The 21,193-nt window shown below is 39.0% G+C and carries 26 protein-coding genes; 1 reads left to right on the plus strand and 25 read right to left on the minus strand.

What is annotated here, in order from left to right; translation table 11 throughout:
• Window positions 1-10: 10 nt before the first annotated feature.
• The 12 genes from ACTB00_RS13210 to ACTB00_RS13265 form a co-directional block, all read right to left on the minus strand.
• Complete coding sequence (locus tag ACTB00_RS13210) at window positions 11-1,483, minus strand: hypothetical protein (protein WP_463300393.1); 1,473 nt, start codon at window positions 1,481-1,483, stop codon at window positions 11-13.
• Window positions 1,480-1,707, minus strand: a complete 228-nt coding sequence (locus ACTB00_RS13215) for a hypothetical protein (protein WP_463300394.1) — start codon at window positions 1,705-1,707, stop codon at window positions 1,480-1,482. Before ACTB00_RS13215 ends, ACTB00_RS13210 begins: the two co-directional genes overlap by 4 nt.
• Window positions 1,708-1,796: 89 nt before the next feature.
• Window positions 1,797-2,294 carry a hypothetical protein gene (locus tag ACTB00_RS13220; protein ID WP_463300395.1) on the minus strand — a complete coding sequence of 166 codons (498 nt, stop codon included), beginning with the start codon at window positions 2,292-2,294 and terminating at the stop codon, window positions 1,797-1,799.
• Between the two features lie 153 nt (window positions 2,295-2,447).
• Window positions 2,448-3,863 carry an SGNH/GDSL hydrolase family protein gene (locus tag ACTB00_RS13225; RefSeq protein ID WP_463300396.1) on the minus strand — a complete coding sequence of 472 codons (1,416 nt, stop codon included), beginning with the start codon at window positions 3,861-3,863 and terminating at the stop codon, window positions 2,448-2,450.
• A gap of 3 nt (window positions 3,864-3,866) precedes the next feature.
• Window positions 3,867-4,205 (minus strand): hypothetical protein, encoded by a 339-nt coding sequence (locus ACTB00_RS13230; protein WP_463300397.1) that lies wholly within the window; start codon window positions 4,203-4,205, stop codon window positions 3,867-3,869.
• A 19-nt stretch (window positions 4,206-4,224) separates the two neighbouring features.
• A complete protein-coding gene (locus ACTB00_RS13235; protein ID WP_463300398.1) occupies window positions 4,225-5,700 on the minus strand; it encodes a phage portal protein in 1,476 nt (491 codons plus the stop codon).
• A gap of 94 nt (window positions 5,701-5,794) precedes the next feature.
• Window positions 5,795-6,103, minus strand: a complete 309-nt coding sequence (locus ACTB00_RS13240; RefSeq protein ID WP_463300399.1) for a hypothetical protein — start codon at window positions 6,101-6,103, stop codon at window positions 5,795-5,797.
• A 74-nt stretch (window positions 6,104-6,177) separates the two neighbouring features.
• A complete protein-coding gene (locus ACTB00_RS13245; protein ID WP_463300400.1) occupies window positions 6,178-7,497 on the minus strand; it encodes a PBSX family phage terminase large subunit in 1,320 nt (439 codons plus the stop codon).
• A complete protein-coding gene (locus tag ACTB00_RS13250; RefSeq protein WP_463300401.1) occupies window positions 7,494-8,024 on the minus strand; it encodes a terminase small subunit in 531 nt (176 codons plus the stop codon). Before ACTB00_RS13250 ends, ACTB00_RS13245 begins: the two co-directional genes overlap by 4 nt.
• Before the next feature lie 71 nt (window positions 8,025-8,095).
• Entirely contained in the window at window positions 8,096-8,872 is a 777-nt protein-coding gene (locus ACTB00_RS13255) for a phage antirepressor KilAC domain-containing protein (protein ID WP_463300402.1), read from the minus strand.
• A 150-nt stretch (window positions 8,873-9,022) separates the two neighbouring features.
• A complete protein-coding gene (locus ACTB00_RS13260; protein WP_463300403.1) occupies window positions 9,023-9,226 on the minus strand; it encodes a hypothetical protein in 204 nt (67 codons plus the stop codon).
• A gap of 11 nt (window positions 9,227-9,237) precedes the next feature.
• Window positions 9,238-9,459 carry a hypothetical protein gene (locus ACTB00_RS13265; RefSeq protein WP_463300404.1) on the minus strand — a complete coding sequence of 74 codons (222 nt, stop codon included), beginning with the start codon at window positions 9,457-9,459 and terminating at the stop codon, window positions 9,238-9,240.
• A 138-nt stretch (window positions 9,460-9,597) separates the two neighbouring features.
• Here ACTB00_RS13265 and ACTB00_RS13270 point away from each other — a divergent pair, with 138 nt between their 5' ends.
• Entirely contained in the window at window positions 9,598-9,864 is a 267-nt protein-coding gene (locus ACTB00_RS13270) for a helix-turn-helix domain-containing protein (protein WP_463300405.1), read from the plus strand.
• A gap of 31 nt (window positions 9,865-9,895) precedes the next feature.
• On the opposite strand, the gene ACTB00_RS13275 is transcribed toward ACTB00_RS13270, so the two are convergent.
• The 13 genes from ACTB00_RS13275 to ACTB00_RS13335 form a co-directional block, all read right to left on the minus strand.
• Complete coding sequence (locus tag ACTB00_RS13275) at window positions 9,896-10,207, minus strand: hypothetical protein (RefSeq protein ID WP_463300406.1); 312 nt, start codon at window positions 10,205-10,207, stop codon at window positions 9,896-9,898.
• A 356-nt stretch (window positions 10,208-10,563) separates the two neighbouring features.
• Window positions 10,564-11,127 carry a hypothetical protein gene (locus ACTB00_RS13280; protein WP_463300407.1) on the minus strand — a complete coding sequence of 188 codons (564 nt, stop codon included), beginning with the start codon at window positions 11,125-11,127 and terminating at the stop codon, window positions 10,564-10,566.
• Window positions 11,128-11,130: 3 nt separating this feature from the next.
• Window positions 11,131-11,439, minus strand: a complete 309-nt coding sequence (locus ACTB00_RS13285) for a hypothetical protein (RefSeq protein ID WP_463300408.1) — start codon at window positions 11,437-11,439, stop codon at window positions 11,131-11,133.
• Between the two features lie 9 nt (window positions 11,440-11,448).
• Window positions 11,449-12,873, minus strand: a complete 1,425-nt coding sequence (locus ACTB00_RS13290; protein WP_463300409.1) for a replicative DNA helicase — start codon at window positions 12,871-12,873, stop codon at window positions 11,449-11,451.
• A complete protein-coding gene (locus ACTB00_RS13295) occupies window positions 12,867-13,679 on the minus strand; it encodes a DUF4373 domain-containing protein (protein WP_463300410.1) in 813 nt (270 codons plus the stop codon). Before ACTB00_RS13295 ends, ACTB00_RS13290 begins: the two co-directional genes overlap by 7 nt.
• A complete protein-coding gene (locus ACTB00_RS13300) occupies window positions 13,676-14,452 on the minus strand; it encodes a PRTRC system ThiF family protein (RefSeq protein ID WP_463300411.1) in 777 nt (258 codons plus the stop codon). The genes ACTB00_RS13295 and ACTB00_RS13300 overlap by 4 nt, the downstream gene beginning before the upstream one ends.
• Complete coding sequence (locus ACTB00_RS13305) at window positions 14,449-15,141, minus strand: hypothetical protein (protein ID WP_463300412.1); 693 nt, start codon at window positions 15,139-15,141, stop codon at window positions 14,449-14,451. Before ACTB00_RS13305 ends, ACTB00_RS13300 begins: the two co-directional genes overlap by 4 nt.
• Window positions 15,125-16,300 (minus strand): hypothetical protein, encoded by a 1,176-nt coding sequence (locus ACTB00_RS13310; RefSeq protein ID WP_463300413.1) that lies wholly within the window; start codon window positions 16,298-16,300, stop codon window positions 15,125-15,127. Before ACTB00_RS13310 ends, ACTB00_RS13305 begins: the two co-directional genes overlap by 17 nt.
• Window positions 16,266-16,475: a PRTRC system protein C gene (locus tag ACTB00_RS13315; protein ID WP_463300414.1), complete on the minus strand. Its 210-nt coding sequence runs from the start codon at window positions 16,473-16,475 to the stop codon at window positions 16,266-16,268. Before ACTB00_RS13315 ends, ACTB00_RS13310 begins: the two co-directional genes overlap by 35 nt.
• 5 nt (window positions 16,476-16,480) lie before the next feature.
• Complete coding sequence (locus tag ACTB00_RS13320; protein WP_463300415.1) at window positions 16,481-16,999, minus strand: PRTRC system protein E; 519 nt, start codon at window positions 16,997-16,999, stop codon at window positions 16,481-16,483.
• 19 nt (window positions 17,000-17,018) lie between these two features.
• Window positions 17,019-18,164 carry a DNA polymerase III subunit beta gene (gene dnaN / locus ACTB00_RS13325; protein ID WP_463300416.1) on the minus strand — a complete coding sequence of 382 codons (1,146 nt, stop codon included), beginning with the start codon at window positions 18,162-18,164 and terminating at the stop codon, window positions 17,019-17,021.
• 25 nt (window positions 18,165-18,189) lie between these two features.
• Entirely contained in the window at window positions 18,190-20,811 is a 2,622-nt protein-coding gene (locus ACTB00_RS13330; protein WP_463300417.1) for a DNA methyltransferase, read from the minus strand.
• A gap of 166 nt (window positions 20,812-20,977) precedes the next feature.
• A partial coding sequence (locus ACTB00_RS13335) for a hypothetical protein (protein ID WP_463300418.1) occupies window positions 20,978-21,193 on the minus strand: 216 nt, incomplete at its 5' end.

Here is a 21,193-nt window from a genome sequence, read left to right on the forward strand (position 1 = left end):
GCTTCTGTTTTTAATAGACCTTGTTTAATTCACCCTTCGCAGACAAAAGCCATACTTCATCTATTTTCTGTCCACTCTTAATCCTGGCTATAATATTGTTTTTCATATAGCGCGTAGATATACCACAATCTTCTATGACTATCCGTGAACTTTGCTTTAATCCTCGATTCATCATGTTACTGTAGTTCCTTTTGGGATTCTTAGTTCTAAAGCCTTCGTGCTCAAAAAATTTCCCATCAACGGTGAAGTCAGGGCTTTTACCTTGATACTTTGTACCATTTAATTTTCCAAATATTTGCTGGTACCGTTTATCTTTCGGATGGACTCGCGGTAGTATCTCAACAGACCTACCTGACTCGGAAAACCCTTTACATGCTTTTAACACGCTATTGTAATCCGGAGATGATTTGTCCACACCATGAAGAATATTGAGAGAACCGTTACCCTTGATGGGTATTGCATTATCGAAATACTTAGCATTGTCAACAAACAGATATGACTTTGTTGAAACGTTTTTCTTTGCAAGCATATCCTCGAGATAGCTCCTCGGTCCTTTTGGTATGTCCTGAATATATTGTGCTGAAGAAAAATCATCATTAACAAGCGAATCGATAAATGCATCTTCCTCCATCAAAATTGGAGTGGCGATACAGATACACCAGGGGTGCCAACCTTTAAAAAGGAAGCTTTTAGGGTATTTACCAACCATTGCATCACAGATAGGACATGCTCCTCTATTTGATGGAGATCGGCGTATATCTACCCCCTTAATAAATGGCATGTTTTGCCACCGTTCATGATCAGTAATGCGATATATTTCGTTAGTATTGGTTACAGCAAGTCGCAAGGCGTTTTTGTAACTCGATCGGTAAATTCCCCGCCCCGGCTTGTATGCTTCCATAGGAGCAGAAGGAACGAGCTTACCATCTGCATTCCTTATTCTGTGGAATCTTCTGTCAGGCTCTTTCAAAAGCTGCCTTACATCCTGACTAATTAATGTTGCTGGCCGACCGGTTGATAATCCTGAAGAAAGATAATGTTCAATGTTATCTTTTGCAGTTCCAGTGATATTCCAGATTCGATCAGAAAGGCTTAATCCTTCAACCTTCCGATTTAGAAAGGTTTTAAGCACCTCTTCATTTCTGGCAAACATACCCTTCCTTGCTACCTCTCCAATGGATAAGTCCTTAATGAATGAAGTTACGAGATCATCAGCTTTGACATTACTTCTGTTCCATGCGTCCGAAGAAAATCTATTTACGTTTTCAATAATATCATCGCGCAATTGAGAAAGCTCTTCTTCAATTGCTTTTTCAACATTAGCATTCCTTATCCAAACACCTTCACTGCCCGAATCAGACCATCCGGTCATGTGCACCCCAATTCTACGAACAAAAGCATCGAATATATATTTGATGCTTGATTGTTGCTGGAGGAGCTTCTCCAAGTGTTTACGTTCATGGAATGATAGGCTTGATTTCATTTTTCAAGCTTCTTTTGGTTGTATAGAAAGAAGAATGTAGGACCTGATATCGTTGTAAATAATCCGCCAGTAACCCCAAGTATACCGACTGCTTTGTCTGCGTGGATAAAGCAAAAAAAGACCATAGCGAACACCACTACCAAAGCTGAAAAAATAACAACCACGGCTATTAACCGACTTATACTTGTTTTACCTTGATGATCTTGTAATGCTGTTGTTTTCATTTTACTCTTTTTTACTTAGCAGCACGAACAACCGGGGGTCAACACCCCCGGTCTCCGTACTACTTTATCGTGAAATTGAACGTGTGTGCTTATTTTCCTAACCACGGATTATCCCACATTCGTTTGCGGGATGAATCTTTAAATAGTAATTTCTTTCGCTGAGGCACGTTTTTAACGCCTTTTAGATTGACTGTAAGTGATCCTGCAAATGCAAAAACTTCATTGACCTTGCAATATCCATAAAGCTTGTTATCCCACATCTTGATGCGTATAATTCCGGAATCATTAACAGAAATTAAATCCCCTTGAATATTCGCAATCTGTATCCCGTTCTTTTTATAAGAGAAAAAATTCAAACGGATCTGAAATCCATTTGCAGCTGATTCTAAAGTATCCTTGCCTTCGACCAGTGTTGCATTGTCAAACAAATTCAATAAAAACACATCTGTAGTATACACTCGGCCTGTTTTTATCGAGTAAAACTCTGCATATACATTTTCATTATTTCCTCCTCGAAAATCATACGACTGCGAAAAGCATACAGCCGAAGTAGTAATCAATATCAATGTGAACAAGAGTTTTTTCATGCTAATTTCTAGTTTTTATAAATTGAGGTGTGTTCGTCCCTTCATCATTCTGCTCTAATCAACAACATCGTTCAACACCACACCTCAAATTATTATTTTTAGTTTTAAAAAAAATAGAATAGTTCAACAAGCCCCAAATGAAAACTATTTCAATTAGACGTTCAGTAGATTTATTTTGCCTAAAGCCAATTGGGCGGAAACTAAATCTCCCCCATCAGGAGTAAGATGCAATCCATCTGAATAATAGGTTGTGTTTGTAGGATCGTCTAACTCTGAAACAGTGTCTGTGTCTAAAATATAAACCCCATTAAGCAATGATAAATCATCCCGTAAATTATCATTGAAGATATGGCGTTCAACTGTTTCAAACTGACTTCCAGCACCACGTCCACTAAGAGTTGCTGGGGTGCATGTATATACTAAGATTTTATCCCAACCTGCCGTTAAACGAGCTTGGATATAAGGTTTAAGTGCATCGTATGCCGCTTGTCCGCTACCAACTGTGTTGTCAATCTCGTTTACGCCCAGCCACACAACCAAATAGTTATCGTGACTAGCATCAAGCATAGCATCAAGTGCAGCCGAGCGCGAAACAGCCCCTGCTATTGTGCTACCATTGACGGCGTTATTGTTATTTTGAACAATATTAAGAGAATCAGCTATTTTATGTCCTATCCTAGTATAAGAATTGCTGATGGTCATAAAAGAATGTCCCTCTATTGCTAAGTTAATTCGAGGAGTTGCTACTAAACCTGTTCCAACAGCTTGCAAATACTCTTCCATTATGTCCATCACAGCACGAACCTCAGCTGGCGTTAAATAACTACAGACTATTGCATACCGCAAATGCTTATTGTTATAATTTGACGGGCTACCTAGATATCCAAACGCACAAGCATACATGTCTGTTCCAAGTCCAGAACTGACTGTATTTGTAGCGTGCTCTACATTAAACTTAGAACGATTTATATAAATATCATAATTAGCACCATTGTTTCTAGAAATAGCATAATGTTTTTTTGTGTTTGAGTTCCAATTACCATTTGTATAGAACTCTGACAAGCTTGTCTCATAACCATTTACTGAAGTCTTTTTTGCATTAATTCTGAATCGTGTAGAGCCAAAATCTACAGCATTTTCTTCATCTAAATCATCCCCAACTCCAATGATAGCGCAAGCGTCATCTTGCCCAACTTTCGTAGCCTGTGTTGAAGGATTAAAATTTAATTTCAAACATGAGTTAGTTGCCGAAACACCTTTGAACCCCTCATAAGCATCGAATACAGGAGTATTTACTTCGGTAGGATCGAATGTACCTGGGTTTACCCAATTTAGTTTTGCTGATTGCCTATCGTGCGTAGCCCAAACATCCACAAATTCACATCTGGATAAAACATTTAAACTATCCAAACCAGACATCATTTTATTTTGTGCAACTTGATCAGATTCAGAAGGCTTAACGGTCATTGCTTCCAGCACTGCTGCATATGCTGGCAAAATTGGAAGTTGGTAGTTCAACACTGCCGCTTTTCGAACCTTCCCAATTCCTATATTCAGTCCTAATCTCATAGCTTATGATTCTTGAACATTAACAGGAGCTCCCCAGTAGACATCATAAGTAGTCAAGTCGATTGCGTCCGCTGATATCTCTTGAATAGCGGCTTCGGTCCATTGATTAAATAGTACTGGAAAATCAGAACTATCATCGTCCTGATATAACTTGCAATCGACCATCAAACCGGCATTATCCGGAACGCCAATTACTCCGGCCGTTACATTTGCCTTCGGTACAATAAACAGAGTAAAATGTGTTCCATTTTCCAACTTAAAACCATTTGTCAGGTCTGTAATTTTTTTATGAGACGATATGCGCCCTGCGGCCATTTCTGATGATACAAATCCTTTATTCATAATATTTTTGCTTTAGTTACTACTCTCCTCCAAATGCATTCAATCCAATCTGATTATTCCGATCAGATTCCTTCTTTTCATCTTCCTCTATTCTTTTGATCTCATCTTCAACATCACCTGCGGCAGTAAGTGGTGACTTAGCAACAATTGTTTCTCGAGAGTTGAAAGCCTTGCCGCCACCTGCGATATTGAGCACATGAGCGTCTTCAACAGGATCTTTAGGAAGAATAGAATCGAAGGTTACTGATATCCAATTGTTAACAAGCTGGCTTCTGTACTTGATATTTGTGATGTTTGAGATTCCGGCCATAACAACTGAAACGCATCGTTGTACTGCCGGCTCAAAGGTTTCTAAGTTCTCAGATGCCTTAATTTGAGCATCAAGCGTCATGAATCTACGGGCAACACCGGATAGATTACCCATACCTTTTAAGTTATCAAATGAAAGGTCGGGAGTTGAAGAACCACTGAACAGCTCGTTCTTAGTCTCCTCAAGCTCTTTCTTAACTGAATCAATAGATTGTTGCCAGTCTAGAAAATCAGCATCACCATGAATCGGTTTGCCTGTGTCCTCATCATATTCAACCGGGAATTGTAATTCTTTTCCCACCGTCCCCTTGCTTGGCAAATTAGATTCACCGAACACCTTCATAATCGGCTCAGCAAAATAATCATTGGTATCAGCTGTTCTTGAAAGTCTCATTTCCCGGGCATCCATTACCGGGGCAACTTCATCCCATTCCGGAGCAAGGATATCGGCATAGACAACAGGTATTAATCCAAACGGATTTACAGATTCAGTGATTTGCCAATCTGAATAGCTTTTCAAAGCTATTATCATCTTTTCCCTGGTCCAAATGACAATCTTATCTCTAAGGATATTATCAATTCGGATTTGGGTTTTATGAATAAAACCATCCATGTCCTCATTGTCATCGAAGTGAGGGAAGAAATCAGACTCAATATCTTGCTGTTCGGGGAGCTTGAGGAGTTTAGCACTAAGCGTTATTGTTTTTGTTCCAGACCAATGCACTGATGCTCTTGGATAAAAGACAATAGCTGCTTTTGTTTCGGAGAGAACAGTCCTGGCAAACTGTTTTAACAAGGAGTGCATTTTTAGTTTCTTTTCCCATAGCTCCTTGAATTCTTCCACGCCATCATTGAGATCATCTGCGTTGATGTGCATTCGACCTCCAAACATGAATGCCACAGAGGTACGAACTATCTTCTTGGGAAAGTTGGTGATAATCTTAGCTACTTCAACAACCTTATCTTCAAGCTTTAAAGCATTACCATCCTTATCAGTAAGTGTGTCAGAGAATACCTCCATTTTTTTCGGCTCCCGCCAACCAACAGAAGTAGTTCTCCTGGTCCGTTCACCTTTGTATTCGTCAAGATATTCGCGAGGCTCCCGTCCTTCTATCGTATCAACACACAACTCAGTAACAACCTGATTGAAGTCTTCATTTTCGAGAATAGAATATATATCCGGCATATTCTTTCTCTTAAAATATAAGAGATTTCAAATAGTTATTAAAATATAAAAGCCCCACTAAAGTGAGGCCTATTTCTTTTGGTACAATGCGTTTCTAATGGGGTCTTCGATGTCTAGCGATCTTGTCATAATAGCCTAAAATACGCTTAGCAGTATCTCTTGCTTCTTCATCTGACATTCGCTTAATTGTTGCATGTATTTTACCTTCTTCCCCATCAGGATTCCCACTTGTTAAATCTTCGATTAATGACATAACATCATCCTTTACATCCTCAGGGATTGTTTGATGTTTCAGCGCAATGATAGACTGTGCTGCATATTCCAAACGAGCCCTTAATGGTAATTCACCTACCAATGACATCATCGCGCCAAAGAACTTTTCCCAAACATAACTGTATTCCATAAAATTTGATTTTTAATTAAACAGAATGCAATTTACGCTATTGGTATAATTAATGAAAGACATCGGGATAGAATTTAACGTGCACCTGTAGACTTTGCCACTTGACGTTTTTTCTTTTTACCAGTTCGTCCCAATATATTGTACCAAACCCAATATCGGATAGCATCCATAGCGTGGTTCCAGTCATCAATTGGTTCATTTATGTACTTTCCATCTTTATCAGTATCCCATGTGTAATGTTTACGCTCCTTAAGTATGTTGTTTGAGTTTTCGGTTATCTTAAGATTTAACTCAAGCATCTTATCAATACCGGCTTTTACCGAACCTTTGGGCTTGTCTACAGGATGTATTTTAATACCACCATTTCGAATTTCAGTTATCAACCTAGGATCGGCGCTTTCAGATATAACCTTAAAGTGGTTATGTGGCTTCAGTTCCTTAATAATGTCCTTGCCTAACATCTGTGTGCGATAGGCTAGCTCATCAACATACAGGTCATTATTCAGAGGATCGTAAGCACATTCTATAATAGCTGTAGGGTCGATTGTGAATCCAAAATCCATACCCAAACCACGCTTTTTAACCCAGTCCGGAATGCATGGTACTATTTCATAAGAAGTGAATATTACTCCTTCGCTATTCTCGGCCCATCTACCAATAATCTTTTGAGCATACTTCGATTTGTTGAACTTGTGCTTATCAATAGTGCCATCGGCTTTTGTAGAATCTTTAATGGCTTTGTCTCGAATCTGCTTAACTTCTGATTTGAACTCTTCTGATAAGTGTTCTTCATTGTCGAAGTAGGTTGTATGAATATGCAAGACATTCGGGTGAGTACTTACCTGGACTTCAACTCCATCAATCTCAACAATCTTATGCGTGTCCTTGAGATATTTTTCATAAATGAAGTGGTTAACATCTGACGGGTTCATAATAATAACCACCCGGTTCTGGATACCTTTCTTACGAATGGATAGAACTATCTTATCATAGTCCTCTTCATTAACCCATTCCTCACCTTCATCTACAACAAATGTTGTTAATCCCTGTATCGATTTAAGATTCGCGGTTTGGTTCCCGGAAGATGTTTTTATTCCCCGGAACATGATCTCGCTGCCTGAGAATTTATTTACAATGTCTTTTTTGTTAATTGCAAAATGTTCCTCGGCTCCGTCTAGAATTATCTTCTCATTAAATTCGGGAATAATAGAAACCTCGGCAGAAGTAAGCGTATACCTTGAGAATAGAATTTTATGTAGTTCTTCAAATGAAAGTCTTTCCAGAAAAGTAGAGGCATTAAACGACTTCCCGGAACCACGGCCCCCGGTTACAAGTATGATGAATTTATCCTTGTTCTCATACAGAGGTTCGTAGACCGGTTGAACTTCTATCATTCTTCATCTGAGTTGGGTGATTTGTTTTTCTTCAGCCAGGCAGTGATTGGAACAGACCCTTTTTCTGATACTTGAAGCTGATCTGGCTCATCGTAGCCAAGCATTTTACAAATCCTCTCAATTGTCCAGGATTTGCCGTGTAACTTTAATTCAATCCCGTGAGCATTCTGTTTAATGCCCTCAATAGCCTTTGCTTGCTTGTCAGTTAGCTTACTAAAATCCTTGAATGTTATTTTTGTTCCATCAAAATCAACGTAATCCCGAATGTCAGAAAATGCGACACATGAAAGTTCTTCTAAAATGTCCTCTTTTCGTATATCAGAGTTTTTTTTTAATTCAGAACGCAGTAGCCGTATAGTTGCCGAAATCTTATTATGATCGATTAGTTCTTTTGCTTTTCGCTTTATCGTGTTAGGTTTCATTTTGGCGCATGAATAAGCATGACGATAAGCTTCAGATGCATTACCGGCCTCAATGTATTTATGACAAAAAGCCTCTTGTTTAGGTGTTAATTTAACTATGGCCATGCTTTAAAATATAAAACGACGAAATATTTTTATAGTAACACCCACCCGTCTCTTTGCCACTATTAATAGCTCTAGGCCAATTTTTGTGAATTTAAAAACTTATTCACAAAATATATCTGACCTTTTCCGGTCACTTTCGATGTTGTACTAATCAACACAGTACCATCTGGTTTATTGATCGTGGTTTTTTTCATTTCAAATAAACCTAATTCCATTGCTTTTTGTGTTGGCTGGTTGTAATATTCGCCTCTTGATCCAAGATATCCCTTTGCCCGAAGCCACTTAAACATACGATTTTGCCCCATATCAATGCCATTTTGCTTTAAAACTTTTGCTAGTTCTCCAACCAAGCAGCTTCTATCGCTGGTAGCAACTGCATCTGCAAATAAAGCTTTGGGTTTCATTTTACGGTTATGTTCCGCTAAAACGAGTGCTTTCTCTTCGGCTTCAATGCGTTTTTCCTGTTCTTCCTTCCAGTTCTGGGCAAGTCTTAGAACAGTTGTAGGGTCTGAGAAATCAACCTCTTTAGCTGAAATTGCCTTGGCCTTCATTTCCATGTCAATAAAGTACCTCCGAGCCTGACGTCCTTTATCATTATTCTCAACCATGCATAATTCTTTGGCCATATCTAGGGTGAGGCCGTATTCTTTAGAGGGTCTACCTCCTTGGGGTTTTACTAAATTTTCAGTAAAACATATAAAGTCCTGATTTTCTTCGAACCCAAACTTATCGATTCGATTTATAACCCAATCGTTGAACCGTGTTTGTACTTCCAAAAACTCGTGAAGTTCACGTGCATCTACAAGCTGCCGGCCTTGGTGTTGTTTTATTTTAATAATTTCATTCATGATTTTTAATTTAGGTGAATAAAAAAAGCGGTAAAGTTTCGGAAGCCTAATATGGACGACAGCTTCTTACTCCTTTCCGCTTAAATTCTTTTTTTACCGGGCGTCCATTCCACGGGTTGAAACGTTTCAGGATTAAAATATAAACCGCTTTCAGTTTTCTGAGAATTCAGGCTTGTAGCTACTAAACTCAGACATTAACCCCTTATCTACCAGATAGAAATAAGCCTTATTTTTTAAATTTATCTCGCTATAAAGCAAGCGTATAAGATCATCTTTGCTACTGTTTAGCATTCTTACTAATGCATCTGGGCCCGAACGTTTTGTAAATTCTTTAATTTCTGCATCTGTTAACATGGTATTTATTTTTAGTTGTATTTATAATTCTTCTGCATTTCGTAAATGGTGCTCCAGCGTACCCGATTCATTTCTTTCTGAATTTCGTGGTGTCTTAACCATTGGGTGTTTAAATAGCACTCGTACGAGTTTAAATACTCTTGTAAACCTTCTTCGTTTACTATCCGCATTTTGGCTGCATTTAAATTTTTGCCGCTTCGTTCTGGGAATTCTGATGTGAGTATGTCTTTCATGATTCAAGTATTAACTGAATTATTATACAACAAATATAAGCAGAACCTAAATACCATACAAGCAAAACCTAAATTATTTTTATTTTTATTCAACTTAAACCTAAATTTTAGTATATTTGCTTCATAAAATTTTAAAATATGGGAGTACTAAGATTAAAAGAACTGTTACAGGACAAAGGTGTGACAGGAAAGGATTTAGCAGGAAAAGTAGGAATTTCAACAACTGGGATGTCAGCAATTGTCAGCGGAAAAACATTCCCGAGACAGGAAGTATTAATAGAGATAGCGAATGTTTTGGATGTAGATATCCGAGATTTGTTTGAGCCAACGAAAGAAGGGGCAAGCGATTTTGATTTCACTTGCCCCAATTGTGGGGTTAAACTAAAGGTTGATAAAAAAGGTTAGATGTATGTGCCTATTAATGAAGGCAAGTACATCAATAGTCGTCGTTTACTTTTTTAATCTCATATCCTTCGTGCTCGGATTTCTGCTCTGCTATTTTTCTCATAAACAGAAGATGTTCCAGCGCCTTAGATACCACCAGAAACATCAACAACCACAGAATACTCATAATAAGTATTTTAAAAGCGTCTAAAACGATTTCATCCCTGTGCCAACTTTCGGTACTAAAAATAAAGAATAAGTCGCCAATAACACCAAAGACGAAAAACAGCCAACCAATAACTTTTGTTGTTTTAACTAGGCTTCCAGAATAATCTACATTGATTTTTTTTAAATTTTCACTCATAACTATATTCAAGGGTTAAAGATTAAAGCCTTGAATATAAAAATTTTCAGCTACATATATGTTTATTGTTCTTTGTTTATTTATACTACTAATGCTTTATCATGTGCTTTATACTATGCTTTGTACCGTGCTTTGTTAAAATTTGACAGGGCAGATTATTTGCTCTATCAAGTGCTTTATTAAAATTTGATAGAGCAAAATTAATAATTACCTCTTTAGGCTAATTTGCAAAATTGATTTTAAGGCTGTTTTTAGCCACTTAAATTTTGCGCATGATAGTTTTGTCATCTTTGAGATAAAAATTGAAATACGGTCAATTATGGGCTACCAAAATGCAAATAACGTTTGCATTTCTATCATATCAATGTCTTCCCGTTCAATTTTTGCTTAATCAGGTTTACAACCTTGTTATAGGTTTCATAAAGCTCTTTCTTCTGTTCCGGACCATCCCACTCACTTAAAGGCAACCCAAGTATAAACCGGTGTTTAAATATCCGCTTAGCCTTATCAGAAAGGTTCAATTCATCGGCAATAGTCCTGACCTGATTTATTTGATCAAATATTCTAGCCGGTTTGTCATCATCATCATCATCATCATCAAAATCAACAAGCTTAATACAAGAAAGCTCAACCTCTTCTTTTGGGATAGGCTTATATCGATTCTGGTAAGGAGATGTCGGAGAGTAGATGTTCAACTTGATCATCCGAAGCACATAAAAATCGAGTTCGCGATATTGTCCTTTTTTAGTGTTATAGAGCGTCAGTAGCTTGCATTCATTCTTCTCAAGAAGATACAAAACCACCTCATTAAGAACGTCACTGGCCTCATCAGATATCCCAGCCTGCGTGCAATGGAAAAGAGAATAATCGAGCCACCTGGCGTATCGATGTTCGATGTATCTGGTAATTTCTTTGTCCATATATTAAAATAGATCAGCTGAGAATAATTCCATCTGTTGTTTTTCCAATCCACATCCTCCACAGGCCATCCCAAGCATGCTGAAGCCGAACATCGGATTAACGGTACATGGAAGGCCAAAATCCTTACACCAGGCATTGTCCAAATCCAAATGGATACATCCATGACATGCTTGCGTGTCTATCCAGTACTTCACAGTGCTTTGCGAGTTGGCTTTTTTCCACTGCTCCCATCGTTCTTTTCTTTCTTCTTCAGTATAGGCGTTTGAATAATCGCCGAATATTTCCTCAAATGTTGATTTGGCTGTTATCATGGTTCTATTTTAAAAGGGTTGATCATCTTTACCGTTTGAAAAATCTTCATTTGCTGGCACAAGATCAAAAGGTAATTCTTCAGCTGGGTTCTTATCTGAAAACTTGGTCTTTTCTGAGTTTGCCCAGAATTCCGGATGACCTTTTTTGCCTCTTCTGTTTTTTGATATCTTCAGTTTAATCTCACCAGAAATTTCATAAAGGAAAATAACCACGTCTGAATCCTGTTCGATTGCTCCGGATTCTCGTAAATCAGAAAGATTAGGCTCTTTGTCTGTTCGTTTATCAATGTCTCTATTCAATTGCGATAGTTCGAGAATTGGTATCTCTTCACGCAAAGCTGCCTGCTTCAACTTTCTGGTAATATCTGCTATTTGTTGCTCCCTGATAGCCTTTTTATCGGATGGAGCTGCAAGCTGCAAATAATCAATAATGATCATATCACACTTACCGGCTTTTCTGTTTCGACGTGTATTTGCAACAATTTGATTGATATTCATATCTGGGTTATCATTCCAAAGAATAGGTAGCGTTTCTAGTTCCCCAACAGCAATATTGATCTTTGCCCAATCTGGTTCCTCAATCCTTCCATCCCTGATATCGGAGCGATCGATATCAGTTTCACCTGATAGTAGAATCCTGAATAGATCTGAACTTTTCATTTCTAATCCGTAAAAATTAACCCACTTGCCTTGCCTTGCAGCTGTAACTGCCAGGTGCAATGCAAACGACGTTTTCCCAACGCCAGGGCGGGCAGCTATGGTGATAAGATTTGTATCCCTCCAGCCTCCGGTGGCAGCATCCAATGTGGGGATTCCGGTCGTAATACCAGGAGACAATCCATTTTTGAACGCTTCAACATCTGCCTCAAGCTCATCAACGGCCTCTTTTGCAACTATTTTTGTTGTTTTGCCCGGGTTGCTACCAGCCATAAAATTGTCGATATCACTCAGCTTACCTCTCGCTTCCGATAGTAAATCTTCAATGTCGATATTATCATCATATGCGCTGGTCTGGATTTCAGAAGACACCCGAATCAATTCACGTTGAATATATTTCTGAGCAATGATACGTGCGTGAAATTCGATATGAGCTGCCGAGGCCACCCGACTTGTCAACTGCGTAATATAAAGTGGACCTCCCACTGCGTCCAGTGTTTCAATATCTTTCAGTTGCTGAGTCACCATCATCAGATCGACAGGTTTCTCATGTGTGGAAAGGTATTTTATTGCTTCAAATATCTTACGGTGCTCTTGCTTATAGAAACTCTCGGTATCAACAATAGCTGAAACAATTTGGTAAGCATCACGCTCTAACATCAAGGCGCCCAAAACAGCCTCTTCAACATCAATAGCCTGAGGAGGCAATTTCCCGTATTTGGAATTTATATCCTCTGTTTTATCGCGTTGATTTCTATTATTTTTCTTGTCTACCATTTGTCTGGTTTGTAGGGTTCTTTACTTGCTGTAACCTCACCATCTTTTGGCTTATAAACCTTATTCATGTCGATCGCATTGGTCAGCGTGGTTTTCCAATTAATGTCCTTGGATCGCTTTTTCTTTTTGTGCGTCCACCCGGCATCAGTCGCCCAAAAATTAGTGCAAGCTTTTTCAAGTGAAAGTTTGATGTCTACATTCGGGTGAAATTTTTCCTGTGTCCGGATATACTCAGGATCTTCAATCAACTTCCGATAAGCAATTCGTAATTCTTTCAAATAGATTTTGATATCTTTCTTCCAAGAAACATCACCACCATCAGGTTCCCCCTTGGGGGGTAAGGGGGTATTATTCTTTACTTTACTTTCCTTTACTTTACTTGTTATCGGAATTTTGTCTTTTGTTATAACATTGCTATCCGTTTTTGTAACATTGTTATCTTTTTTACCATTCCACCGTTTTTCCATCCCTTTTTTTCCAGCGTCTGAACGTCTTTTGGTTTTTTCATCTTTCAATTTCATCCTTTCCATGAAGCTTTCGGAGTAGAATCGCTTACCGTCATCGGTAAATGAAAATAGCCCGAAGTCCTGGACAACAGATTTAACCTTTTCAGCACTAACACGAAGGTCAAAAGCTATCATATTGTAATCTTTGACGCTCGTATAATCGGCTTCATCGCGAAGACGTTCAATCAGCATGAAATAAACTCCATACCCTTCAGCACCGTGTCTCATCCGCATGGCGAGAATCTTCTCATCATTGCGAGCGTTACTATCGTGACTGAAGTATGAGGTCTTTTTACTCATACCTTAATTGCATTTACATTCATAGATTCTAAGTTTAAATATGCCCCATGGTGATCAATGGAACCGGAGCTAAGAAGCTTCCAGAGGATTGCACACCCAATTTGCGCCAAGGTTGAGTTAATGAACAGATCTTGTTTGGTTAAAGCTTCAGCCAGAGAGCAGCTGGGCCCAGAATCTTTATCCTTCACATTTGAAAGATCATGAAGCTCTCCAATAGTCTTGAGCGTTGAAACTGTTTCGACATCTTGAATATTTGGCTGCTTAATTTGTCTTATAGAGCCAAGAACAACCTGTCCGGTCTTTTGAGTGTTCCCAAAGTCCATCCAGTATATAGGTCTGTTTTCGGTGCTTTGATGGGTATTTGATTCGTTTAACGCTTGATACAGATCAATTCTGGACTGAAGAGTATCGACGCAGGTGATTGTGATATTGGCCAACTCGTGACAGATAGAATCGTTCAACTGAGCTTTCTCCGGAATTGCTTCCCAGGATAGACCAAAGAACCTATTGACACGGGTTACGAAAACATCGGCTTTATTTACGCCTAGATCAGATTCACTAAAAAGCTGACGACCAAGATTACTCTCAGCAACAATATCCGGATCATACGCTCTCACGTGTAATCCGGGGTGCCCTAATTTGTATAGTGCGTGATCAATTCTGGCCAATGCTGTCAACACCTGACTTCCGGTACCACCAACACCGATCAGATTGACTGTCACAGGGTGTGACGGATTGAGAAGGTATTTGTCTGTGTAGTGCACTCTTTTCATTTCAATAGAGATTTGAGGGTTAATTTTTCCAATGGCTTTAACTCGTCCAATGGGAAGTCACAACCGGTTTTAATACAGCGCTTGGTAATGGTGCTTAGATTTCCTTTTATTGGGTTACTACCCAAGATATGATCGAATTCAGAAAGCCAAAATTTATCTTCCCAGTACTGGATAATTCTATCATAAGTAAGCTCTTCCGGCCATTTCATTTTTGCATTTCCCATGCAGACTTTCGCGTTGTTACTAACGTTGAAGAATGGAGCAGAATACAGTCTAGTGCTCATTCCCACCCTGGCCTTACTTTTTACTGCAAATACAGATAGAGTTTTACCTTCGACCATGTACACAAGACCCGGGAGCTTGATCTCTCCATTTGGAATATTTAATGCCTTAGTAAAGTACATCTGTCGTTTTTCAGGCTTCCGGTACCAGATGTATTTTTCATTACCAGGCCTTGGATCAGCGTAAAGCATATAAGATGGGATAAGGCCATGAATCATTTTCACAGATGTATGTGAAATCACTTCTGATATATCGCTCAGGCAATCCTCTGTCAATGGAACTCCAGCTGTCATCTTTCCATTGATGATATCCCGACGTTCAAGGTAGTAATCACCAACACCTTCATAGACAATAATCGCCATTTTAGGCTCGACATTGGCTGTTAGTTTTTCAGTTATGCTGTTCATAAGCTTCTAATTTTTCATATAATTCACAAAACCATTTATGAAACTGCATAGGATATTCTGATACTGACAGGGTTTCTTTTGTCTCCGGAGAAAGGATAATATATTGAGTTGGACCACTACACCCGAACTCTCCAATGTCACAATTGATGAATTCCTGTAAATTTTGGCCGATGAAATCATCATCATCCCAAAGCACCGCAAGGGTACGGTCAAACTCAACCATAGCCCTACCGTCATATTCAAATTCACCTAAAGAGTCTCTATCCTCCGAATAGTCAAATCTCCCAAGAGAATTGTTTTCCATTAATGAAATGCCACTAACGATTACTGATAGAAGCTCTTTATCCTTGTTATTTAATGATTTATTGGGAGTCATACACTTCTCAAGGAGTCGTTTTGAATCGACTTCAATATTGTTTATCTCTCTGAACAACTCTGGTATTCTCCCGTCTGTGTACTCTTTAGCTAAATCCTTGCACTGTTCATCGAGTTCATCATTGTATAATTCCTCGGGGAGCCAACATTCAACTATATAATCATAGTCTTCGTTATCTCCAGGCACATTGATATACTGAGATTGAGAAAATAAAGCCACAAACTCTTTGAATATCCCAGCCATTGTAGAAGACATATGGTCGATAAATTTCAAAGGCAGAAATACAAACTGATCCGGAAATTTGGATGTAGCATAAACAGTAAAAAATAAATGTCCTCCATCTCCTTCGCAAGCATCAATATTCAGTTCGTGCGTAGATGGAATCGAAGCATCTAGTTCTTGATAGATCCTGAAAATGTCAGTATAATGATTTCCGGTAAGTGTGGTTTTAAAATCCTTATTCAGCAACTGACAATAGTTTTTTGCTGAATTGAACAGGTATTTTACACTGTCTTCCAATTTAAGGTTGTGTTCACGGAACATCCTAACTCTTTCGCTCGACGAATGAATGATTGAATTGAAAGTTTCATTCAGAATACTGGATCCAATACTACAGCCGGAGGAGAACGCCTCTTTTGACGTTCTCTGACTCCGTGTTGTATCTGTGACCTGTTTTTTTCTTGCAAGAATACTCGCCCTAAAGCCCGGTGAAATTCTTCTATGTTTCGTTTCGATTTGCATTTCTTCATTATCCTTTCGTTCCAACTGTGGTTTTAAACTCATACACTGCCTTTTCATCATCGATTTCCGGGCCATGAACAGTTGATGTCGTCAACTCTGGATAGGTATTCGAATAGAAGTTCATCACTTCATCAGGAGAGAAGTTTTTATTTGGATCGGACAGCTGATTGCCGTCATATTTAAATACTCGCGTTAAACTTTTAATATCTAGTGCCATAATTATTACTCCCCGCCAAATAGGCTATTTTGATTCAACTTCTCTTTTAATTCAGTAATCCTTGTTTGGATTTTTTGAGTGTCTGAAGTGACTTCCAAAACAGCAGTTAATGTTTTGACTGCACCGCGATAATCTTCTTCATTTTCCTGCTCATCGGCCTTTTCAAACAGCTTTTTTTCTTTCTTCTGTCGAGCTTCAGCCTCTTTCTTTTCCTTATCCTTTTTATCCTTTTCAGCCTTGCTATTGGCCGCGGCTTCTTTTACTGATTTTTCATGTTCAGCCATGTTAGCTAATAGTCCTGTTGATTGTGAAAGAGGTGACTTAATCGCAGCAACGAATTCATTATCTAGTTCTTCAGGAGTGCCGGTGATTATCAAGGGCTGAATTTTAAACTGAGCTGGATCATCGACTTTTTTAGATTTTGGCATCAAGCTGACTGTAACTTCAGCGCCTTTCTTCCTAATGGTTAAGCTTAAATCAACACCATCTGGAAGCATGTTTGATAATTCTGTAAATAGATTCATGATTTGATTTTTATAGTGATTAAACGGCAATCATCATTGGCATAATTAGGATTGTAAGAGAGTGATATTCATCTCCTTCATCGTAAACTGGTGAAATAAGAGCAGCTGTGTTTGATTCTCGCATTGTGATTCTAACTTCTGGAGTATCAATAGCATTTAGACATTGGAGTAGAAACTCGCTCTTAAAACCGATCTCAATTAATTCAGTGGACGAATACTCAACAGACATTTGCTCTTGAGCTGACATTTGGAAATCATCATCTTTTCCACTTACTGTTAAGTTTTGATCTGAAATCGAAAGGCTAACAAGAAGTGAGCTCTTATTGGCAAAAATGGATGTCCTTTTCAATGCTCCATTAAAGCTCTTTACATCTGCTTTAACTTCCTTGTCATTGTCTCGTGGAATTACCGCTCTGAAGTTTGGATAATTGCCTTCTATCAAACGGTACACTATTTTAGTATCGCCAAACATGGCCGTCAAATTTCGACTTCCTATTTGTAATTCTATAGTATCTATTCCATCTGCGAGTTCGGAAATAATCTTACCAAACTTCAACGGCAAAACAATATTGAAATCATCTAAGTCAGTATTGAATACTTCGTAAATACCCATCATATTGGAGTTGGTAGAAGTAAAGGTCAATTTACCTTCCTTACTCTCCATAAGCACGCTATTCATGATAGGCCTCAATTCATCGTGACCTGCAAATCCGATAACCTTTTTTATACCATCAACCAAAACATGACTTTCAAGTGTAATTGGTCGAATCGTTTCTCCTGCCTTTTGCTGAATAACAGAAAAGTCATCGTTTGATATTACTGGGATTCTGTAGATTCCGCTTTCATGCTTCAACGTTGCATTTCCAGAGCTTCCTTTTATTTCTACATCAATTATTAACGGTTGTTCAGGGAGAACCTTTAAACCATCAAGCATTATCTTGTGCTCGATTTGGAACTTACAATTTTCCATCGACTGAGAAACACACTCGATCGTTTTAGTAATATTACCCTCTCTGTCCGCACCAGTGACCGATAAAACTCCATCATTAATTTCAAACAAAAAGTTGTCGTGACAAGGTATTAAGCTTTTATTGCTTACGACCTTTCCCACTGCTGTCAGCTTATTCAGCAGTTCATTTCTTGATACTGTAATTTGTCCATTCATATTAAATTGATTTTTAGAATTATATTTAAATTGCTATTTTATCGATTGCATCAAAAAGTGTAGGCATATCCACGTTTTGTTCAGCTCCTCGGCAATATGAAACGCCGTCAAGGAAATAACCAGGAGCTAGTTCTATTCCATAACCTATTCGCCCTTTTAGAATAGCTCTGTAAGGAGTGGTTCCAATACCCATAAATGGATCCAAAACTATTTCTCCGGGATTGCTCATCTGCTCGATCACACGATCAGCTATATCGAATTGCATAGGACATAGATGCATCTCTTTTCCTTTGCTCCATTGTGATCCGTTCAAGGTCAGCATTCGGGTAATGTCTGTCCAGACTTCATCAGACCAGCTCTGAGGTTGCAGCAACATGAATCCGGATGGAAGCTTGCCATGAAGCTCCAGTGTTTCCGCAATGGTCACCACCTCTTCAAAGTCCCAAATCTCGTTCAAAGTGTATTTTCGGAACCACTTGAAAATCTTATCAGGCTCCATGGATGCGATCTTTTGAATTTCTTCGGGTTTCATTCCACGGTTACCGGAAGATCTTGTGTAACCAGCTGCATCCATCTGCCATCGAGCCCGGGAATATCCGTTTGGGTTTTCGGTACCTTCTTTCCTGATGGTCTTCTTTTCCTTCACGACAGGAATGTCAGCGTAGGCGTTTGCCGTGTCGGTTGCCGGCTTACGGAAGTATAATAAATACTCCGGCATACCTACTCCCATTTTAGTACCGTCTTTACATTGTTCAGTCCATCCTAAACGGTAGGTTTGATTATTCTCACGTACAACATCTGTGACAATTGTTTTCATTCCCATGAAAGCAAAACCATGATTGATATAATGCCTGATGCAATCAGCGTGAAAAGGATAAACCGTCTGAACTCCCATGCCGCTCAATCCCATCGGGACAATCCGATCCTTTACATGAATAGCTGCTATTCGCCCAGGCATTAGTTTTTTGTACAGATTAGGTGTTAGAAAGTCCATTTGTTTAAAAAATTCCTCATTACTCTCTGAATGGCCGAAATCGGAATAATTTGGAGAGTATTCATACTGTGTTGAGAAAGGAATTGAAGTCAATATCAACCCAACTGAATCATCTTTGATCTTGTTGTGACTTGACAATTCTTCTACATTATCGTTATTGATTACCAGAAACTTTCGACCTTCAATAACAACTCTTTCAACTCCGATCTTTCGGGTAAGTGCCTTTGACATATCAGAATGTGAGAGGCCATATTTTTTAATTATTTCTGTCATTTTTTGCACCATTTTGTTGTGATTCTTCCATTTTGTTTCGAGAGATTTACGAACGCCCCTTTCGGCTTCTGTGTAGATCAGATCAACCCTGACCTTGTTCTTTTGCAGAAATCGTTGAAGTCGGTGAACGGATTGAATAAAGTCATTAAACTTGAAACCAATTCCGAGGTATATTGCCCAAGAACAATGCCTTTGAAAGTTACATCCTGAACCTGCAATTACCGGCTTTGCTGCAAGCTCTCGAAACCGACCATAGGTAAAGTCTAAAATTGCCTGTTCGCGCTTTTCGTAGTCCTGAGAACCGTAAATTGAAACTACATCCAGTATGGCCTTTTCAATTTCATGGCGTTCTTTTTCTAAGTCGTGCCAGATTATACGGTGTGCGTTGATGTCCTCTTCACGAAGCTCCATCATCTTTGCAATCCGATCATTTAGGCTCTCCCGCTTTTCCTTTGCAGCTCCTTGCAGTCCTCCAGCCGAAACATCATTGAACATCTTAAATTGACGGCCGTCTTTACCGGTACCGGCTTTTGTGTGATCGGATGGAATTTCGTGCCACCTTAAATCCAACTCAGGGAGAATGTAGCCTTTGTCATCTTCTGGGTTCATGGTTATATCGGATGGCCGATTGACGAATATCGCCCAGCTGCTCACCCATAGCCAAAATTCCTCTTCTTTGTGAGCGTGAAGTGTTAATTTGTCAGCTTTGGTTGAATCACGTTTAAAGAACCTAGTTTTAGCTTGACTTACATCCATTACCCCGAGAAAATCAGCATAGGCCAATAATTCAATGTAATCATTTGGGGAAGGGGTAGCAGTGGCAACAAAACGATATTTCACCTGATCCTCTCCACGACGGCAACCCATAGGCCCTCCGTCTCCTGTAAACAATCGCATGAACTCCCGGAATGTCTTTGAACCGCCCAAGCCTCTTAGTATGGATGCTTCATCCAATGAGGCAACATTGAATAATGACGGGTTCAACTTCCCGTCTCTAATGCTTTCGTAATTGGTCAGGTAAATACCATCTCCTTCAAGCTCTGAATTTCGCCTGATGAATTTTGGCAAGACTTCCCATCCTAAAATATTCCGGGAATCTTGAACAAATTCCTGCCGGATATTAAGAGGGCAAACAATCAACCCCTTCCCACCTCCTGTCTTTTCCAGGGTTATTCTGACCGCTTCCAGTTGTGTAACGGTCTTATGCAAACCAAAAGAGGCAAAACAAGCCCTTCTACCGCCTTCGACCAGCCACTTCACCATGATCTTGTTATGTGGCTTCAGTCTCGTGTTGATCAGATCAATATCCAAATCAAACCCCTGTTTCGGTGCAATCTTAATCTTGTTATGTAAAAATTGATTATACTCTGTAATTTGCATAGCGTCTGATTTTGACGCCCTGCGTTGCGAAGAAAAGTGTTAAGAACAGTAGTGAAAATTTGGCATAAAAAAAGCCGGAGCACGAACTTTCGTTCATGTCCAACTCGCTTAACTCAGTGCAATAATAAAAGCATTTTTTTAAAATTGCAACTTATACCGAAATTATTTATTTCAATAAGTCCAAAACCTTTCTGTTAACTTCGTCATATATAGAGTAATCAATCTCAATATAAATATCTGCCATTTTATAATCGTTGTTGACGTGTCCAAGGCAAAAGTCAATATCAGCTTTCGAAATTCCGGCTTTGTTCCTTGCCAGGCTTGCCCATGTATGACGAGCCCAATTTGTGGTGATCTTTGGATACTCCAACGTTTTGCAAAT

This window comes from Sunxiuqinia sp. (assembly GCF_055140945.1).